Annotated in this window: 14 protein-coding genes; 6 read left to right on the forward strand and 8 right to left on the reverse strand. The window is 64.0% G+C overall.

Annotation, left to right across the window (positions count from 1 at the left end; all coding sequences use genetic code 11):
• Both OSW16_RS14970 and mdcA read right to left on the reverse strand, forming a co-directional pair.
• Complete coding sequence (locus OSW16_RS14970) at positions 1 to 939, reverse strand: triphosphoribosyl-dephospho-CoA synthase (RefSeq protein ID WP_267816347.1); 939 nt, start codon at positions 937 to 939, stop codon at positions 1 to 3.
• Positions 939 to 2,600: a malonate decarboxylase subunit alpha gene (mdcA, locus tag OSW16_RS14975; protein ID WP_267816349.1), complete on the reverse strand. Its 1,662-nt coding sequence runs from the start codon at positions 2,598 to 2,600 to the stop codon at positions 939 to 941. The genes OSW16_RS14970 and mdcA overlap by 1 nt, the downstream gene beginning before the upstream one ends.
• A gap of 282 nt (positions 2,601 to 2,882) precedes the next feature.
• Here mdcA and OSW16_RS14980 point away from each other — a divergent pair, with 282 nt between their 5' ends.
• Positions 2,883 to 3,953, forward strand: a complete 1,071-nt coding sequence (locus OSW16_RS14980; protein WP_267816351.1) for an enoyl-CoA hydratase/isomerase family protein — start codon at positions 2,883 to 2,885, stop codon at positions 3,951 to 3,953.
• 16 nt (positions 3,954 to 3,969) lie between these two features.
• Positions 3,970 to 5,121, forward strand: a complete 1,152-nt coding sequence (locus OSW16_RS14985) for an acyl-CoA dehydrogenase family protein (RefSeq protein ID WP_267816353.1) — start codon at positions 3,970 to 3,972, stop codon at positions 5,119 to 5,121.
• 94 nt (positions 5,122 to 5,215) lie between these two features.
• Here the strand turns inward: OSW16_RS14985 and OSW16_RS14990 are convergent, their stop codons facing one another.
• Positions 5,216 to 6,172: a helix-turn-helix transcriptional regulator gene (locus tag OSW16_RS14990; protein WP_267816355.1), complete on the reverse strand. Its 957-nt coding sequence runs from the start codon at positions 6,170 to 6,172 to the stop codon at positions 5,216 to 5,218.
• Between the two features lie 310 nt (positions 6,173 to 6,482).
• On the opposite strand from OSW16_RS14990, the gene OSW16_RS14995 reads away from it, so the two are divergent.
• Positions 6,483 to 7,367 carry an alpha/beta hydrolase gene (locus OSW16_RS14995; RefSeq protein WP_267816356.1) on the forward strand — a complete coding sequence of 295 codons (885 nt, stop codon included), beginning with the start codon at positions 6,483 to 6,485 and terminating at the stop codon, positions 7,365 to 7,367.
• A gap of 6 nt (positions 7,368 to 7,373) precedes the next feature.
• Here OSW16_RS14995 and OSW16_RS15000 read toward each other — a convergent pair whose 3' ends face one another.
• Complete coding sequence (locus OSW16_RS15000; RefSeq protein ID WP_267823982.1) at positions 7,374 to 8,105, reverse strand: hypothetical protein; 732 nt, start codon at positions 8,103 to 8,105, stop codon at positions 7,374 to 7,376.
• A 171-nt stretch (positions 8,106 to 8,276) separates the two neighbouring features.
• The gene (gene hisN, locus OSW16_RS15005; RefSeq protein ID WP_267816357.1) at positions 8,277 to 9,068 is read right to left on the reverse strand and encodes a histidinol-phosphatase; all 792 of its coding nucleotides are present in this window, start codon (positions 9,066 to 9,068) and stop codon (positions 8,277 to 8,279) included.
• Positions 9,069 to 9,226: 158 nt separating this feature from the next.
• Between hisN and OSW16_RS15010 the strand changes: the two genes are divergently transcribed.
• Together OSW16_RS15010 and OSW16_RS15015 are read left to right on the forward strand one after the other, a co-directional pair.
• Entirely contained in the window at positions 9,227 to 10,117 is an 891-nt protein-coding gene (locus OSW16_RS15010; RefSeq protein ID WP_267816359.1) for a universal stress protein, read from the forward strand.
• A 201-nt stretch (positions 10,118 to 10,318) separates the two neighbouring features.
• A complete protein-coding gene (locus OSW16_RS15015) occupies positions 10,319 to 12,454 on the forward strand; it encodes a TonB-dependent siderophore receptor (protein ID WP_267816361.1) in 2,136 nt (711 codons plus the stop codon).
• Positions 12,455 to 12,486: 32 nt separating this feature from the next.
• On the opposite strand, the gene OSW16_RS15020 is transcribed toward OSW16_RS15015, so the two are convergent.
• Positions 12,487 to 13,008, reverse strand: a complete 522-nt coding sequence (locus OSW16_RS15020; RefSeq protein WP_418941999.1) for an acyloxyacyl hydrolase — start codon at positions 13,006 to 13,008, stop codon at positions 12,487 to 12,489.
• Between the two features lie 171 nt (positions 13,009 to 13,179).
• Positions 13,180 to 14,046 (reverse strand): putrescine utilization regulator PtrR, encoded by an 867-nt coding sequence (gene ptrR / locus OSW16_RS15025; protein WP_267823986.1) that lies wholly within the window; start codon positions 14,044 to 14,046, stop codon positions 13,180 to 13,182.
• 105 nt (positions 14,047 to 14,151) lie between these two features.
• Here ptrR and OSW16_RS15030 point away from each other — a divergent pair, with 105 nt between their 5' ends.
• Positions 14,152 to 15,537: an aldehyde dehydrogenase family protein gene (locus tag OSW16_RS15030; RefSeq protein WP_267816363.1), complete on the forward strand. Its 1,386-nt coding sequence runs from the start codon at positions 14,152 to 14,154 to the stop codon at positions 15,535 to 15,537.
• 184 nt (positions 15,538 to 15,721) lie between these two features.
• Here OSW16_RS15030 and OSW16_RS15035 read toward each other — a convergent pair whose 3' ends face one another.
• Positions 15,722 to 17,635, reverse strand: a complete 1,914-nt coding sequence (locus OSW16_RS15035) for an AAA family ATPase (protein WP_267816365.1) — start codon at positions 17,633 to 17,635, stop codon at positions 15,722 to 15,724.
• Between the last annotated feature and the right edge of the window lie 18 nt (positions 17,636 to 17,653).

Here is a 17,653-nt window from a genome sequence, read left to right on the forward strand (position 1 = left end):
TCACAGGCTCCCGGCTTTGTCGAGAAACAGGCAGGCAGCCAGCAGGTCGGCGGCACCGCCCGGTGAGGCGTTCAGTTGCAGCAGTTGGGTGTCCAGCAGGCGCAAGAGGCGGCGGCCGTCGAGGGTGGCACTGCCACCGGCTGCGAGCACATGGCGGGCGCCCTGCTGCAGCGTTTGCAGGCCCTGCGGGCCGGCGCGCCAGAGCACGCAGGTATCACTCAGCGCGGCCATGATCGCCAGCAAGGCATCGAGGCGTGCGTGGTTTTCGCTGGCACCGTTGGCGCGGCTGCGGCGCAGTTGCGGCAGGCCGTGGCCGATGATGGCAGGAAAGCCCTGCTGCGCCTGTTCGCGGGCACCGCCGGCGCCGTAACGGCGGCGTACCTGGGTGCCGTGGCTGTCGTGGGTGGCGGCGGCTGGGTCCTCGATCAGAGCGATGCGCCCGGCACGGGCTGCGACGGTACTCGCGTCGGCCGTGGCATCCAGGGCCTGGGCGGCCACCAGCAGGCCCAGGGCCCAGATCGCGCCACGGTGTGTGTTGACGCCGCAGGTGGTGGCCAGCATCGCGGCCTCCCCTTCACGGCCGATACGGCCCAGCTCGATGCGCAGCGCCGGGCCAACCTCGCCATGGGCCTGGGCGGCGCCGGCCATTTGCCGCAAGCAAGGCCAAAGGGCAAGCGCCGAGGCATGCATCATGGCCAGCGTCATGTCGCTGTGCACGCCGCTGCTGCGCCGGTCCACCAGGCCAGGCTTGGGTGACAGGTCGGCCTCGTCGATCAGCGCTTCGACCGCCAGGTCGGCCAGGTGGTCGGCAAGGGGAATTGCGCTATCAGCGGCCGGCGTGATCGCTGGCAAGCCGGCTGCCAAAGGGATCGGGCAGTGTTCAAGCGGGCGCGCGGCCCGGTGAAACGGAGCATACGGTTGCAGATCGAATAGTTGCATCACCAGCTCCTGAACCGTGCAGGTGGGTTGTACAGGCCACCGGACCACTCCACCAGGTCGGCGATGCTGCGTGCCGCGAGCAGTTCGCGGCTGGCATCGGTGCGGCGGATGCCGAGGTCTTCGGGCAAGGCGACCAGGCCTTGCTGGCGCAGACGTAAGGTGTCCTTGGGGTCGTGGCGCAAGCCAATGGCGGTGACCCCGGCCACGGCGGCAATCATCTGCTGGCGCTCTTGCAGGCTGCGCGCCTTGTACAGGTAGGCGATACCCTCTTCGGTCAGCAGGTGGGTGACGTCATCGCCGTAGATCATCACCGGTGCCAGCGGCATGCCGGCCTTCTTCGCCACGTCCACGGCGTCGAGGGTTTCGACGAAGGTCGGTTTGCCGCCTTCCTGGTAGGTTTCGACCATCTGCACCACCAGTTTGCGGCCGCGTTCGAGCAAGGTGTCGGGCACCGTCATGTCGAGCCAGGCCGCAGTGGCGTGGCGCCGGCCGCGGGGGTCGTGGCCCATGTTCGGCGCGCCGCCGAAGCCGGCCAGGCGGCCCCGGGTGACGGTCGAGGAATGGCCATCACCATCGACCTGCAAGGTGGCGCCGATGAACAGGTCGACCGCGTACTGCCCCGCCAGCTGGCACATCATGCGGTTGGAGCGCAGCGAGCCATCGCGGCCGGTGAAAAACACGTCCGGGCGTTGCGCGATGTAGTCCTCCATCCCCAGTTCAGTGCCAAAGCAATGCACGCTTTCGACCCAGCCGGTCTCGATGGCTGGGATCAGCGTGGGGTGCGGGTTGAGCGTCCAGTTGCGGCAGATCTTGCCTTTGAGGCCCAGCGACTCGCCGTAGGTCGGCAAGATCAGCTCGATGGCGGCCGTGTTGAAACCAATGCCGTGGTTGAGCGACTGCACCTTGTGCTTTTCGTAGATGCCACGGATGGCCATCATCGCCATCAGCACGTGCACCGGTTTTATGTGCCGCGGGTCGCGGGTGAACAGTGGCTCGATGTAGAACGGCTGGTCGGCGACCACCACGAAGTCTACCCAGGAGGCCGGAATGTCCACGCGTGGCAGGTCGTCGACGCGCTCGACCAGCTGGTTGACCTGGGCGATCACCAGGCCATCGCTGAAGGCTGCCGGCTCAACCAGGGCCGGGGTGTCCTCGGTACTGGGGCCGGTGTACAGGTTGCCGTCTCGGTCGGCCATGAACCCGGCGACCAGCGTGACATTGGGGATCAGGTCGACCAGCAGGCGCGAGTACAACTCGATGTAGGTATGAATGGCGCCGACTTCGAGCAGGCCGTCTTCGAGCAGTTGGCCGATGCGCAGGCTCTGGGGCCCTGCGAACGAAAAGTCGAGCTTGCGTGCGATGCCCCGTTCGAACAGGTCCAGGTGCTCGGCACGGCTGACGCTGGGCATGATCATGTGCAGGTCGTGCAGTTGCTCGGGGTTGGCCTTGGCCAGCGAACGGGAGAGGAAGTCGGCTTGCTTCTGGTTGTTGCCTTCGAGGACCACCCGGTCCCCTGGGGCGATCAACAGCTCCAGTGCCTCGACGATTCGCTCGGTCGGCAGCACCACACCGTCGGCCAGGTGACGGACCCGCTCCAGGCGGCGCTGCTTCTCGGCGCGCCGCCTGGACCACTGCGGCGGTGGATTCTTCGTTATGGTCATGGGTGACTCCACGGTTCGCTGTCGTAGAGGCACAGTAGGACTGGGCGGTTGAGCGATCAATCAAGCTGGTGGCGTTATCGTTACGCTCAGGGTAATGATTGCACTTGGCTTGCCTGCGGTGCACTAGCCTGAAAGACTCAACGCCGGAGCCCTGGCAAAAACGCACGCCTCACCTGCAGATATATCCATTGTGCAGGGCAATTTTGCATGACAGGATCCATCGATCCTCCAGCGCACTCCAGACTTCACTTGGAAAATCAATAACAAAGCAGGGAGAACGCGATGACCGCGCACGCTCATACCTCGGCAACGGCCCATGTTCTGGCCGAGGTCCGCAACCAGATTGGCCACCTCACCCTCAACCGCCCCAGTGGCCTCAATGCCCTGACCCTCGACATGGTGCGCAGCCTGCGCCAGCACTTGGACCGCTGGGCCGATGACCCGCACGTGCAAGCCGTGGTGCTGCGCGGCGAAGGCCCCAAAGGCTTTTGCGCCGGCGGCGACATCCGCTCGCTGCATGACAGCTACAAGGCCGGCGACACGCTGCACGAAGACTTCTTCGTCGAGGAATACGCCCTGGACCTGGTGATACACCGCTACCGCAAACCGGTACTGGTGCTGATGGACGGCTTCACCCTCGGTGGCGGCATGGGCCTGGCACAGGGCTGCGACCTGCGTATCGTCACCGAGCGCAGCCGGCTGGGCATGCCCGAGGTCGGCATCGGCTATTTCCCGGACGTTGGCGGCAGCTACTTCCTCTCACGCATCCCGGGCGAGCTGGGCACCTATCTGGGCGTCAGTGGCGCGCAGATCCAGGCGGCCGACGCGCTGTATTGCGGGCTGGCCGACTGGTACCTGCCAAGCGAAAAACTCGCTGAACTCGATGATGGCCTCGACCGCCTGGACCTCGGCGCCCATCCGCTCAAGGCCCTGCAGGGGCTGCTGGCCAGGCTGGGCAAGCAGGTGCTGGACGACGCACCACTGGAAAGCCTGCGCCCGGTCATCGACCACTACTTCGCTCAGCCTGATGTGGCAGCGATCATCGAGCAATTGCGGGCAGTCAGCATCGGCGACAGCCACCAATGGGCACTGGCCACTGCCGACCAGCTGGAAAGCCGCTCGCCACTGGCCATGGCGGTTACCCTGGAGATGCTGCGCCGCGGCCGTCACCTGCCGCTGGAAGCCTGCTTCGCCATGGAGCTGCACCTGGACCGCCAATGGTTCCGCCACGGCGACATCATCGAAGGCGTGCGCGCCCTGATCATCGACAAGGACAAACAACCACGCTGGAACCCGCCGACCCTGGCGGGGCTGCAACGCCAGCGCGTCGACCAATTCTTCGAAGGCCTGTGAGCCGGGGAGTACTCAGATGCAAGACGTAGAACTGAGCGAAGAGCAGATCATGATCCGCGACATGGCCCGGGACTTCGCCCGCGGCGAAATCGCCCCGCATGCCCAGGCCTGGGAAAAGGCCGGCTGGATCGATGACGGCGTGGTGCGCAAGATGGGTGAACTGGGGCTCCTGGGCATGGTGGTGCCGGAAGACTTCGGGGGCAGCTACACCGACTACGTCGCCTATGCTCTGGCCGTGGAGGAAATTTCCGCAGGCTGCGGCGCCACCGGGGCGATGATGAGCATCCACAATTCGGTGGGCTGCGGCCCGCTGCTGGCCTACGGCACCCCCGAGCAGCAGCAAGCCTGGCTGCCGCGCCTGGCCAGCGGTGAAGTGATCGGCTGCTTCTGCCTGACCGAGCCGCAGGCCGGCTCTGAAGCGCACAACCTGCGCACCCGCGCCGAATTGATCGACGGCCAATGGGTGATCAATGGCGCCAAGCAGTTCGTCAGCAACGCCCGCCGCGCGGGCCTGGCCATCGTCTTCGCCGTGACTGATCCAGCGCTTGGCAAGAAAGGCCTTTCGGCATTCCTGGTGCCCACCGACAACCCGGGGTTCAAGGTCGACCGCAGCGAGCACAAGATGGGTATCCGCGCCTCCGACACCTGCGCCGTCACCTTCGACCATTGCCGCATCCCCGCCGCCAACCTGTTGGGTGAGCGTGGCAAGGGCCTGGCCATTGCCTTGTCCAACCTTGAAGGCGGGCGTATCGGCATCGCGGCCCAGGCCTTGGGTATCGCCCGCGCCGCGTTCGAGGCGGCGCTGGCCTATTCCCGCGACCGGGTGCAGTTCGGCAAGCCGATCAACGAGCACCAGAGCATCGCCAACCTGCTGGCCGACATGCAGGTGCAGGTCAATGCCGCACGCTTGCTGATCCTGCATGCCGCACGCCTGCGCAGCGCGGGCAAACCCTGCCTGTCGGAGGCGTCGCAGGCCAAGCTGTTCGCATCGGAGATGGCAGAGCGGGTGTGTTCGATGGCGATCCAGGTGCATGGCGGCTATGGCTACCTGGAAGACTACCCGGTCGAGCGCTATTACCGTGACGCGCGCATCACGCAGATCTATGAAGGGTCGAGCGAAATCCAGCGGATGTTGATTGCCAGGGAGTTGAAGCACTATCCGTTGTGATGGTTCTCACCGGCCCCCAAGGTCAAGCCCTGCCCGCCAGGTTGGCAGGGCTTTATTCGAAGTGACTGGCTTGCCAGCGATTGCCCCCGTCAACTCAGCGCCGTTGCTTGAAGGTCTGCGAAGGCAGCTGCCCAAAACGCTCACGGTAGGTGTCGGCAAACCGCCCCAGGTGCAGGAAGCCGTAATCCATCGCCAGTTCCGTCACACTGCGCACCGCGCAACTGCTATCGCTCAGGCACGCATGCACCCGCTCCAGCTTGCGTTGCCGTACGTACTGTTTGGGCGTGGTGCCCAGGTGGCGATCGAACAACGCATAAAGTGAGCGCACGCTCATGCAGGCCTGTTCGGCCAGGATCTCGGCTGCCAGCTCCAGTTTGAGGTTGCGCTCGATGTAGTCGAGGATCCGCTCCAGGCTGGCCCCCGGCGTGCCCAGGCTTTCCCGGCGGATGTTGGTGCTCATCAGCGTCAACAGCTTGCTGGCGACGATCTGGCTGTAGTGGCCCTGCACCCGCGGCAGCGCATCACTCACCTCGGCCTCATGGCAGACCATGGCCAGCAGGTTGACGAAACCGTCCAGCTCTTCGAGCCGGTAGTGGTTGCGCAAAAAACGCACCCCGCCCTCAGGCCGCTGCCAGCGCTGCTCCTCGCAGATCGAGTCGAGCATGTGCGTTGGTACCTTGAGGATGAACTTCTCGCAGTCTTCGGAATAGGTAAGGTCCACCGGGTCGTCGGGGTTGATCAGCAGCAGTTCGCCTGGCACCAGGTGATGTTCGCGCTGTGGCCCGCGCCACAGGCAGTTGCCATGGAGCAGCACCTGCAGGTGATAAATGGTTTCCAGGGCCGGTGACGTGACCCGCACGCTGCCCCCGTAGCTGATACGGCACAGGTCGAGTTCGGCGAACTTGCGGTGGCTGAGGCTGGCCTGCGGGTGGGTGCTGCGCGACAGGCCGATGCAGTGCTGGCCGACGTGGCGGTTGACGTAATCGGACACCGCATAGGGGTCGGCGTGATGGAACACGCTACTGCGCTCGCTCAGCAGGCGGCTTTCCATAGGCAAGGCACTCGGTATCGTTATTGTTCTGGGCGCCGCGTCCTACTGGCCCGGGGCCTGTGGTTGCGGTCAACGGTCATTCTACCGGGCCGGGGTCGGATTTCAGGGGGCAGCTGACCGCCGGTGGCTTGGTGACACACTAAGCAAATGAGCGGAGCTGGGCAATGCGATGTTCGGATTGGGTGGGCGGCTATCGGATAGGCGAAAGCAGCGTTTGGGCGGTTATCGCACGAAATAGTTTGCAACCAACCTGCACGTCCACCCGGTAACTTTTCCGACATCCGAACCTGGGTATCTGTTACAAAACCGCATGCCCACTACCTTATTCACCCACCTGCGCCGTCGCTGGCTCACCTGGCTGTGCGCCACCTTCCTGGTTGTCGGCCTGCCAGCCGGCTGCGCCGTTCTGCAGCACAAGGAACGTGAACTGGTGTTTCGCATCGAGCCAGGCCAGGCCAGCTGGTTCCGTGGCCTGCCCAATGGCGTACAGGAACTGGACCTGCGCCCGCGCAGCTTCGCCGCCAACCAGAGCCTGCACGCCTGGTGGTGGCCGGCCCGCCGCGCCGATGCGCCGGCCATCCTCTACCTGCACGGCGTACGCTGGAACCTCACCGGCCAGCTGTTTCGCATCGAACAGCTGCATGCCATGGGGTATTCGGTGCTGGCCGTGGATTACCGAGGTTTCGGCCAAAGCCGCGGCGGCCTGCCGTCCGAGGCGACCGTCTATGAAGACGCACGCATTGCCTGGGAGCGTTTTGCCCAGCTGCAGCCGGATGCGGGCAAACGCCTGATCTTTGGCCATTCGCTGGGCGGCGCGGTAGCGGTGGAGCTGGCTGCCGACCTGACGCGCCAGGCGCAGAAAGAAGGCGGTGCAGTGCCCGCACGGGGGCTGATCCTGGAGTCGACCTTCACGTCATTGGGCGATGTCGCCGCTGCCGTGGCCGATACCACCCTGCCGGTGCGTTGGCTGCTGTCGCAGAAATTCGATTCGCTGGACAAGATCAAGGACGTTGGCCTGCCGCTGCTGCTGGTGCACGGCCTGGACGACCGTTTCGTGCCGCCGCGTTTCAGCCAGCAGTTGTTCGAGGCAGCGCAGCAGCCCAAGACCTTGTTGCTGGTACCGGGGGCCAGCCACAACAACAGCATGAGCCGCGCCGGCCAGCGCTATCGGAATGCGATTCAGGCGTTGCTGTGACGGCGTTCACTGCACCGGCAGGAAGTTCATCAGCAACAGGCTTTGCGCGTAGTTGAGCCCGATCCGCCGGTAGCGCTCATCCAACAGTTGCGCCAGCAAATCCAGGCGCGCCACGATCTTGCCAAACTCCACCGCGAAACTCAGGTTGCTGCCCTCCTCCGAGATCTCGTTGGAAAACAACAGCAATACCCCATTGGCATCCTGGCGCTGGCTGAGCATCCAGGTAGCCTTTTCGATGTTGCGGGCGGCGTTGTTGACGAACAAAGGGTCGATGGTGTCCGTCATGTAGAACTCGGTTCGCCCGCCGTGCGCGGTAATCAGCATGCTGCCGATGGCGTAGATGAACGCCCCGACACGATCGCCGCGAAACTCCGGGCTAAGGGCGTAGCTCAAGGCAGCGAGGTCACGACGGTTGCCTAACTGCGCCAAGGGTTGCCGCTGTTCGATGGCGATGCGGATCTGCCGTTCTGCAGTGGTGGCATCGAGGTAACCGGACATTTTCCACTGGCTGGGGTTGCGCAGGTACAGCTTGTTCATCAGCAGGAACAGGCTTTGCAGGTTGTCGCGCATGGCCAGCGTCGCCATGCGGTCGACACTGGTCTGGAACAGCTCGCTGGGTTTGCCATTGCCGAACTGGCTGACGATGTCCTGGCCTTGCTGCTGGGTGCAGGCGCCCAGGCAGGCCAGCGCGCCTGCCAGCAGCAGGCGTGGGAAGAATACGGGTTTGCTTGCAACCATCGGCACCGGGTCGAAATCGGCGGCCGCGCCGGGGATCGGCGCAGCCTGGCCAAGCATAGAGCCCGTAAAGCGGAAAAAGTGCGATGGTGCGGTGACCGAACGTCAGTGCGCCTGCTCGCCCGTTTGCTCACGCCTGCCTGGCGGCTGGCCATGAACCCTTGCCAGCAAGGCTCACATGGCGTGGCGCAGCATCTGCACCACGTGGGCGTGCAGTACCGGGTCACCACAGGCCACCACACAGCCGCCGTGCTGCGCCGAACTGCCATCCCAAGCGGTGATCACCCCGCCCGCCCCTTCGATGATCGGCATCAGCGCCTGCACGTCATACGGTTGCAGGCTCGCTTCGACGATCACATCGACAAACCCCGAGGCCAGCATGCAGTAGGCATAGCAATCGCCGCCGTAGCGCATCAGCCGCGCCTGGTCAGCCACGGCCTGGAACGCAGCCTTGCGTGCTGGCGTGTCGAACATGTCTGGCGTTGTGCACATCAAGGTTGCCGCGGCAAGGTCTGTGCAGGTGCGGGTCTTCAATGGCGTGCCGCTACGCCACGCGCCATCAGCGGTGCCGACGAAACGCTCACCGGTGAACGGTTGGTTCATCACCCCCAGCACCGGGCGGCTGCCATCGTTCAGGGCGATCAGCGTGCCCCACAGTGGCAGGCCGGTGATGAAGGCGCGGGTGCCATCGATGGGGTCGAGCACCCAGGTCAAGGGGCTGCTGCCGATTGCCACACCCTGCTCTTCGCCAAGAATGCCGTGTTCCGGGTAACGCGCCTGGATCAGCGCACGCATGGCATCTTCGGCCGCCTTGTCGGCCACCGTCACCGGGTCGTACAGGCGCCCACCCTTGTCCTCGACGTCCAGGCTGGCACGGAAATACGGCTGGATCGCGGCGGCAGCGGCATCGGCCAACTGCTCGGCGAAGGCGCGGAATTCGCCGGTCTGTTCAGCACTCAGGGACATGGCACGGGCCTCGTGAAAATGATGGGGTGGCATCATACCCGACAAACACTGTGCCGGTAGACGCCTGGGCATTCGCGGGCAAGCCCGCTCCCGCCTAGACTGAACAGACCAGATCGACAGGCATGAACCGGGGGGCTGCCCACACGTGGAGGTGTGCGATGAGCCAGTTCAAGCGTTTGTTAGTGATGCTCGGCCCGCAGATGCGTTATACGCCCGCGCTGCAGCGCGCGGCGGCATTGGCTGAATCCAGTGATGCCCTGCTGGATATCAATGTCTTCGTCGACGATGTCGACACCTTTGGCCTGATGAGCGACGGCCGTGAACGCGAGCGACTGCTTGCCGACAACCGCCAATGGCTGGCCGACGCCACCGAGCAATTGCGCGATGCCGGCTTGGATGTGTCCACCGAGCTGCTGCTCACCCGCGACCCTTTGGGCAGCGTGATCGAGCGCATCGAGCAGTTGGGCTGTGACCTGCTGATCAAGGATGTACAGCACGAACCGGTGCTCAAGCGCCTGCTGGTCACACCGCTGGACTGGCAACTGCTCAAGGACAGCCCGGTGGCCGTGCACCTGGTCAGCGACATTCGCCTGCCGCTGCCCCGGCAAATCGCCGTCGCCGTCGACCTCAACAGCCACGGTGCCGGCGAACACCTGGACGAGCAGGTGATCCACTGTGCCCACGCCCTGGCGCTGCAGTGCAACGCCGAGATGCACCTGCTGCATGTGTGCGATGCGGCCAGAACCCACCTCGCCGACTTCGGCGCCGGCACGGTGACCATGCCTGGCTTCGAGGGCAACGTGCGCACCGCGCAACGGGCAGCGTTCAACCGCCTTGGCGACCATCACCAGATCCCGCTGGAACGCCGGCACTTTCTGGAAGGCGCGGCGATTCGGGCGATTGCCCAGTTCGTCAGCCACAGCCGGGTCGATGTGATCGTGATGGGCAACCACCGGCATGACGCCCTGCAGGCGTTCCTGGGCGGGACCACGGCGCATGTGCTGGAGCATCCGCTGTGCAATGTGCTGGCGGTCAAAGGCGTGCGTTGACGCATCGGCTGAAATTTTTGCGGTGGTCAGGTCGAGCGCGGGCTGCGCTGCGCTCGACCTGACAGCGGAAATCGAATGCACGAGCGGCACGCAACTGGCACTCCCGCTCCACTTAAAAACAATGCATTTGATAATGATTCGTAGTATCTTTGCGCCGTTTCATTCCTCTTCCTCGCGCCCTACTTCAGGATCGTACCGTCGATGCGTCGAACGTTCGTTTCGCTTTGTGTACTACATGCTGTCTCCCCGTTGGCGTTCGCCGAGCCCGAATCACTCGGTGACCCCGCCCAGATCGAACTTCAGGCCCTGAACATCAGCGGTATCGCCGACAGTGAACGCGCCGATGGGCCGGTAGACGGCTACAAAGCCAATCGTTCGGCCAGCGCCACGCGTACAGACACCGTGCTGCACGAAATACCGCAGTCGATCAGCGTCGTGCCCAAGGGGGTACTCGAAGACACCGGCGCCACGCGGCTGCAGGACGGCCTGGACTACGCCGGCGGCGTGGGTCGCGCTAACAACTTTGGCGGCCAGGGCCTGACCACGTTCACGGTACGCGGTTTCACCACGGGCGAGTTCTACCGCAATGGCTTCCCGATCAACCGTGGCTACCCGAATGCCCCCGATGCCAACAGTGTCGAGCGGCTGGAAGTGATCCGCGGCCCGGCCACCAGCCTGTATGGCCGCGGCGATCCAGGTGGGACCTTCAACGTGGTCAGCAAGCAGCCACTGGCCGACCCCAAAGTGACTTTGGGCAGCCAGCTCGACGATCAGGGCATGCACCGGGCAACGCTCGATGCCACTGGGCCGCTCAACGAAGATGGCTCGCTCGCCTACCGCCTGAACGTGCTGGGCGAAGGGGGTGACAGCTTCCGCGATGATGTCGAAAGTGAACGCTACGACATTGCGCCCGTGCTCAGCTGGCAAGTCAATGACGCCACGAAGATCGTCTTCGAGGGCGACTTCATGCGCAACAATCACCCGCTCGACCGCGGCCTCACCCGCCTGCCCGGCCAGCGCGGCAGCGCCTCGCGTGACACCAATATCTGGGAAAAAGGCAGCGACAACCTGCTGCACAACGACAACAACATGGCGCAGTTGCGCTTCGAGCACGCGCTCAGCGATGACTGGACCTTGGGCGGCGGCATGCAGTGGCTGGATGGCTCACTCAAGGGCAACGCCGTGGAGGCCAATGCGTTGCAGGCCGATGGCCGCACCCTGGGGCGCAACTTCAACTACCGCAAGCTCGAATGGACCGACCGTGACTACCAGCTCAACCTGACCGGCCACTTCGACACGGGTGGTTTTGCCCACACCCTGCTGACCGGTATCGAATACGAAGATTACGACTACAGTTCGATCATTCAACGCTCGGCCGCCGGTGCCGGCGCCTATCCGATCGACATCTTCGACCCGGTGCTGGGCCAGCCCCGCCCTGCCCTGACCCGCACGACTACCCACGACAAGGAAAACCTCAAGACTTGGGCGGCTTTCATTCAGGACCAGGTCGCCCTGACCGAGCGCTTGAAAGCCCTTGCCGGGGTGCGTTTCGAGCGCTACGAGCATGACTACGACAACAAGCTGAACAACGCTGGCGACTTCAGCAAGGGTGAAAACGGCGTCACCCCCCGTTTCGGCCTGCTGTATGACCTCACCGACACGCTTGCCGTTTACGCCAACACCGCGCGCTCGTTCAAGCCCAACAGTGGCGCCAGCCTGCAAGGCAGTGGTTTCGACCCTGAGAAAGGCAAGTCGTATGAGCTGGGTATGAAGTGGGAAGCGCCGGATCGCCCGCTAAGCATCGACGCGGCCGTCTACCACATCGTCAAGGAAAACGTGCTGACCCGCGATCCCAACGACCCGTCCGGCACCTACAGCATCGCCGCCGGTGAGGTGCGCAGCCGCGGGCTGGACATCAACATTGCCGGCAACCTCACTCCTGAGTGGCGTGTGATCGGTGGCTATGCCTACGTCGACGCCGAGGTGACCCAGGACAACACCGTACCCAGCGGTACGCGCCTGGCGAACATCCCGCGCAACAGCTTCAGCCTGCTGAACACCTACGAGTTTCAGGACGGCCTGGCCAAGGGCCTGGGGCTGGGGGTCGGGGTGAAGTACATCGATGAGCGTGCCGGGCAGACCGCCGCCACGACCTACACCATGGCGAGCTACAGCGTGGTGGACCTGCACAGCTTCTACAAGGTCAACGAGCATGTGCGGCTGAACCTGGATGTGAACAACGTGTTCAACAAAGGCTACGACGAGGGGGCGTTCAACACTTACGTGTACCCAGGTGCACCGCGTACGGTGCAAGCCGGGGTATCGTACACCTTCTGAAATGGCCGGGGCCGCTGGCGCGGCCCGCAGTCTCAGAACGCCGTGCTGTAGAACAGCGAGTAGGATTCGATGCCGTCGTTAGGCTGTTTGATACCGGCGTTGGAGTAGTGAATGGCACGGATGCCGACTTTCTGCTCGCCCGGCAGCTTCAGGCCGAAGCCGATGCGGTCCTCGAAGTTGACCGAGGAACCCAGACGTTGATCACCGACATCAGTCTTGGAGAATGCAGCCAGGCCGATACCTGCCTCCAGATACGGGGTGTAGGTGAAGCCACTGAATTCGTAGGTGAACACCGGGCTGAACGACAGCGAGTGGGCACCACTGGCCTCACCACCTTCCCAGTAGGTGTAGGCCGCGTCCCAGTAACCGGACACGAAGCCGGTGCTGCTTTGCAGCCATTTCTTGTCCCAGTCGAAGGCCAGGCCGATACGGTAGGTCATGTCGCCCTGGCTGGTGGCGCCCACGGCGCCGGACACCTGCGCGGCCTGGGCCAGATTGGCCCCGGAAAAAGCCAATGCGGCGGCCGCCAGCATAGTGGCGAAACGGGTTTTCATCGATGACATCTCCTGATGGTCAACACGGGCAAGCGGGGGCTTTTCGCCCCTCGTTTTTACGGTGACCGATGCATCCAACCGGTCACACGAGGTAATACTTTTCTGATTATCGTCCAAGTAATCAGGAAGTTGGAAGTAAATTGCCACTAATGGCTAATATGCAGCGCCGTCTTAGCCAGCGTGCCGCTCCTCGAGCAGCTTGACGAACATGCTCAAGCTGCGCGAGACGGTACCCCGGCGCCACACCAGCCAGGTCTTGAGGTAGCGGAAATCCTCCGACATTGGCCAGGCGCAGACCGTGCTGCAACCCGGCATGTTGTCGAGCATGCTGCGCGGCAACATGGCCAGGCCGGCACCGGCGCTGACGCAGGCGAGCATGCCGTGGTAGGACTCCATCTCGTGGATCTTGCCCGGTACCGCCTGGTCCTGGACGAACCAGTTCTCGAAATGATGGCGGTACGAGCAGTTGGCACGGAAGGCATAGATACTCGCACCGTTGACATCCTGCGCTCGGGTTACCGGCGCGTGGTTGAGGGGCGAGATGATCACCATCTCTTCCTCGAATACCGGCATGCCTTCAAGCGTGGGGTGCAGCAACGGGCCATCGACGAATGCGGCCACCAGGCGCCCGGACAGCACGCCTTCAAGCATGGTCCCCGACGGCCCGGTGGAGAGGTCCAGATCGACTTTCGGGTAGCGCTGGTTATAGGCGGCCAGCAATGCCGGTATGCGCACCGCTGCGGTGCTCTCCAGCGAGCCCAGGGCGAAGGTGCCTTGCGGGTCTTCGCCCGCCACCGTCAACCGAGCCTCATGCACCAGGTCGAGGATGCGCCGGGTGTACTCGAGGAAGTTCCAGCCAGCCGGCGACAGGCGCAGCCGGCTTTTTTCCCGGATGAACAGCTCGACACCCAGGTCTTCCTCCAGCTGCTTGATACGCGTGGTCAGGTTGGACGGCACCCGATGAATGTGCTGGGCGGCGGCGCTGATGCTGCCCTGCTCGGCCACGGCCTTGAAGATCTCCAGTTGCACCAAGTCCACAGTCATTCTCCAAACGTGAATGTTTCGCTCATTATTATTCAGTTTTCATTAAAGCCCTAGCCCACTAGTCTGGCTTCACCCATGAACAACAATGAGTGTCCAACCATGAGCGAGATCAGCAGCCTGACCCACGCCATCTCCATCGACCCGCACAGCGGCGAGCAGATCGGCACCTACCCTTTCGACACCGACGCCGCACTGGAAGCGGCGCTGCAACGTGCCAAGGCTGGTTACCGCCAGTGGCGCCAGGTGTCGCTGGGTCAGCGCAGCGAGTACCTGCTCGCCCTGGCCGACACCCTCGAGGCCAAAGCCGAAACCTTCGCACAGATGATCAGCCGCGAAATCGGCAAGCCGATCAGCCAGTCCCGGGGTGAAGTGAGCAAGTGCGTCGGCCTGTGCCGGTGGTATGCCGAGCACGGCCCGGCGATGCTTGCGGCCGAGCCGACCCAGGTGGAAAAAGCGCGTATCGAATACCGCCCGCTGGGCCCGATCCTGGCGGTGATGCCGTGGAACTTCCCGATCTGGCAGGTGCTGCGTGGCGCCGTACCGGCGATCCTGGCCGGCAACACCTACGTGCTCAAGCATGCGCCGAACGTCATGGGCAGTGCCTACCTGCTGGGCGAGCTGTTCAAAGATGCAGGCTTGCCCGAAGGCGTGTTCGAGGTGCTCAACGTGACCCCGGCCGGTGTCACCCGCGCCATCAACGACCCGCGCATCGCTGCCGTGACGTTGACCGGCAGCGTGCGTGCCGGCATGGCCATCGGCGCCCAGGCCGGTGCTGCGCTGAAGAAGTGCGTGCTCGAGCTCGGTGGCTCGGACCCGTTCATTGTGCTGGCCGACGCTGACCTGGACGCTGCGGTGAAAGCCGCCGTGGTCGGCCGTTACCAGAACACCGGCCAGGTGTGCGCCGCAGCCAAGCGCCTGATCGTGGAAGAGCGCATCGTCGAGGCATTCACCCGCAAGTTCGTCGAGGCAACGCGCCAGTTGAAGGTCGGTAACCCGCTGGAAGATGACACCTACATCGGCCCGATGGCACGCTACGACCTGCGCGACGAGCTCGATGAACAGGTCCAGGCGACCCTCGCCGAAGGCGCCACCCTGCTGTTGGGCGGCAACAAGGTCGAAGGGGTGGGCAACTTCTATGCTCCGACCGTGTTCGCCAACGTCACCCCGGCCATGACCGCGTTCAAGCAGGAGCTGTTCGGCCCGGTGGCCGCGATCATCACTGCCCGCGATGCCGAACATGCAGTGGAGCTGGCCAACGACAGCGAATTCGGCCTGGCATCGACCATCTACACCGCAGACTATGCCCTGGCCGAGCGCATGACGGCAGCGCTGGACACCGGTGGGGTATTCATCAATGGTTACTGCGCTTCTGACCCCCGCGTGGCTTTCGGTGGGGTGAAGAAGAGTGGTTTCGGCCGTGAACTGTCGCATTTCGGCGTGCGCGAGTTCACCAACGCCCAAACCGTGTGGCTGGACCGCAACTGATGTGCTGAACCGGGGCTGCTTTGCAGCCCAATCGCCGGCAAGCCGGCTCCCACTGGAGACCGCGTAGTTCTTCAGGCCTGCGCTTTACCTGTGGAAGCAACGGTCTTACCCATTTCTAAAACTCGGCGCAATCCAGGTGGGAGCCGGCTTGCCGGCGATTGGGCTGCGCAGCGGCCCCGGCCACTCAATCGCGGACCTGGTCCTTGACCCAGTCCAGCATCCCCCCCGGCACGATCAGCTCATGCCGCGCCCGCGAACACGCGGTGTACAGCCCCGCCAGCATGCGGGCCCGCTCGTTGCGATTACCGGCCGTTACCGGCGCAACCATCAGCTCCGGCGAGACCATCACCCGGGCGAACTCCATGTTCTTCACATCGCGCACGCGGCCAAGGAACAGCTTGGGCGCCTTGTCCCAGCGGTAGCGGCTCTTGGCCTTGGCGAAGTGCTCCGGGGTGTAACCCTTGCGCAGCATGTTGGCCACGGCAACGAACGCCTTGTCCTCACCCTTGTCTTGCTCGAGGGCCTGCCAGCTCGGGTAACGAAACAGCATCGGGTGACGCGGCCGCGTGCCGTAGCGGTACAACTCGATGCAATCCTCGACGAACAGCTCGAAATCCTTGCGTGCGCTTTGCAGCAGCACGAACGGCACGCCCTGGTGGGTAAGGCGCTGGAACCAACCGAACAACCCCCACTCGTCATCGACGATCAACGCCGTGGGCTGCGCCGGTACCGTCACCGTGTCGAAGAAACTGACCCGCGTGTAATGCTCGGCACTGCCGCTGAAGGCTGCCTGGATGGCCGCCGGGTGGGCCTGGATCAACGGGTTGAGCACGCTGTCCATGGCAGGCCCTGCGCGCAATGAATGGTCGATGTAACGCTGGCGGATGAAGCCGCCATGGTGCGGGCTCAGGCCATTGAGGTTCTGCAGTTCATCGCCCAGGGCAATGACCGACTGCGGGCTGCGATCCAGCACGGCGACCATGGGTGCAGACAACTCGTGGGCTTCATCGACGATCACATGGGTATAGCGGCTGTCGATCTGTTCGGCCGTCAGCGACAACAGTTTGACCCGATGATAATCACGAACCGGCAACTGGATCTCGCGCGACGATGGGCGAATCAGTTCCTGCCAGTACAGCCTGGCCTTTTCCAGCAGCACTTCCTGATCCAACGGCGAGGTTCCCGGGCCCGCCCAGGGCAGGTGATGCAGCTGCATCTGGCTATCGCCGCTACGGCAAAAGCTGCGCACGGCCTTGATGCAAAGGGCGACCACGTCCCGGGCGGCCAAGGGGCCGATATCAGGGATGGCCAGCCATTTCACCACCTGCGCCTCCTGCGGGCGCCAGGACAACTTGGTCCGGTAAGGGTCCCGCAGGCGCCAACCGTTGCTGGTGAGGTCGCGGTTGAGAATCTCGTCGGCCAGTTGGCCAAAGGTCATCGCCGTGTACGCCTCAGCGTCCTTGACCCGTGCCCGCAATGCCCTGAGCTGGCCTTCGGTGAGCGCCAGCAGCAACGTGCGTTGCGGGTCGAGCAGGCGCGCGAACTGGTGAATCAGGAAGGTTTTGCCAGTCCCGGCAAAGCCCTGCACCGCCACCGACTCGTCCACCCCGGACAAAAACTCGCGCAGCAGGCGGTTCTGCTGATCGCTGAGCATGAGGTCGCTGGCCAGCGACGGCAGGTACACCGGGTGCAACGGCGTGACCCGTTGCCGGTAGCTGTCAGCGAACTGGAAGTTCCACTGGCCTTCGTCGTCCTGAAAATCGTCTGCAGCGTAGTCGACCTCGGGTGATACCAGCGCGACGCCGTTCTCACCCAGCATGCCAAGGCCCATGGCAAACGCTTCGCGGTCGAAATGCTGCGCTACCTGCCCCTGAAAACGGCCCGGTGCTGCCGCTTCGACCTCATTGGCGATGCGCACGATTTCAGCGAAGCGGCGTTCCTGTGCGTCCGCTGAAAGGCTGGCAGGCTGGCGCGGCAGGTTCTGCACGAACAGCACGGCGGCCGCCTGCAGCACGCTGGCGTCAGGGAAAAAGTCGGTGACAGGGGGCGCGCTGGCGAGGCGCTCGGCCTGATCGCTGGGCAAAGGCAGGTAGAACATCGGGACCTCGGGTGGAAA

The organism is Pseudomonas putida (assembly GCF_026625125.1).
GTDB lineage: Bacteria > Pseudomonadota > Gammaproteobacteria > Pseudomonadales > Pseudomonadaceae > Aquipseudomonas > Aquipseudomonas putida_X.

What these genes read in the sequence shown, in the direction of transcription:
- OSW16_RS14970 (WP_267816347.1), bottom strand. Translation starts at nt 939, where the DNA reads ATGCAACTATTCGATCTGCAACCGTATGCTCCGTTTCACCGGGCCGCG.
- mdcA (WP_267816349.1), bottom strand. Translation starts at nt 2,600, where the DNA reads ATGACCATAACGAAGAATCCACCGCCGCAGTGGTCCAGGCGGCGCGCC.
- OSW16_RS14980 (WP_267816351.1), top strand. Translation starts at nt 2,883, where the DNA reads ATGACCGCGCACGCTCATACCTCGGCAACGGCCCATGTTCTGGCCGAG.
- OSW16_RS14985 (WP_267816353.1), top strand. Translation starts at nt 3,970, where the DNA reads ATGCAAGACGTAGAACTGAGCGAAGAGCAGATCATGATCCGCGACATG.
- OSW16_RS14990 (WP_267816355.1), bottom strand. Translation starts at nt 6,172, where the DNA reads ATGGAAAGCCGCCTGCTGAGCGAGCGCAGTAGCGTGTTCCATCACGCC.
- OSW16_RS14995 (WP_267816356.1), top strand. Translation starts at nt 6,483, where the DNA reads ATGCCCACTACCTTATTCACCCACCTGCGCCGTCGCTGGCTCACCTGG.
- OSW16_RS15000 (WP_267823982.1), bottom strand. Translation starts at nt 8,105, where the DNA reads ATGGTTGCAAGCAAACCCGTATTCTTCCCACGCCTGCTGCTGGCAGGC.
- hisN (WP_267816357.1), bottom strand. Translation starts at nt 9,068, where the DNA reads ATGTCCCTGAGTGCTGAACAGACCGGCGAATTCCGCGCCTTCGCCGAG.
- OSW16_RS15010 (WP_267816359.1), top strand. Translation starts at nt 9,227, where the DNA reads ATGAGCCAGTTCAAGCGTTTGTTAGTGATGCTCGGCCCGCAGATGCGT.
- OSW16_RS15015 (WP_267816361.1), top strand. Translation starts at nt 10,319, where the DNA reads ATGCGTCGAACGTTCGTTTCGCTTTGTGTACTACATGCTGTCTCCCCG.
- OSW16_RS15020 (WP_418941999.1), bottom strand. Translation starts at nt 13,008, where the DNA reads ATGAAAACCCGTTTCGCCACTATGCTGGCGGCCGCCGCATTGGCTTTT.
- OSW16_RS15030 (WP_267816363.1), top strand. Translation starts at nt 14,152, where the DNA reads ATGAGCGAGATCAGCAGCCTGACCCACGCCATCTCCATCGACCCGCAC.
- OSW16_RS15035 (WP_267816365.1), bottom strand. Translation starts at nt 17,635, where the DNA reads ATGTTCTACCTGCCTTTGCCCAGCGATCAGGCCGAGCGCCTCGCCAGC.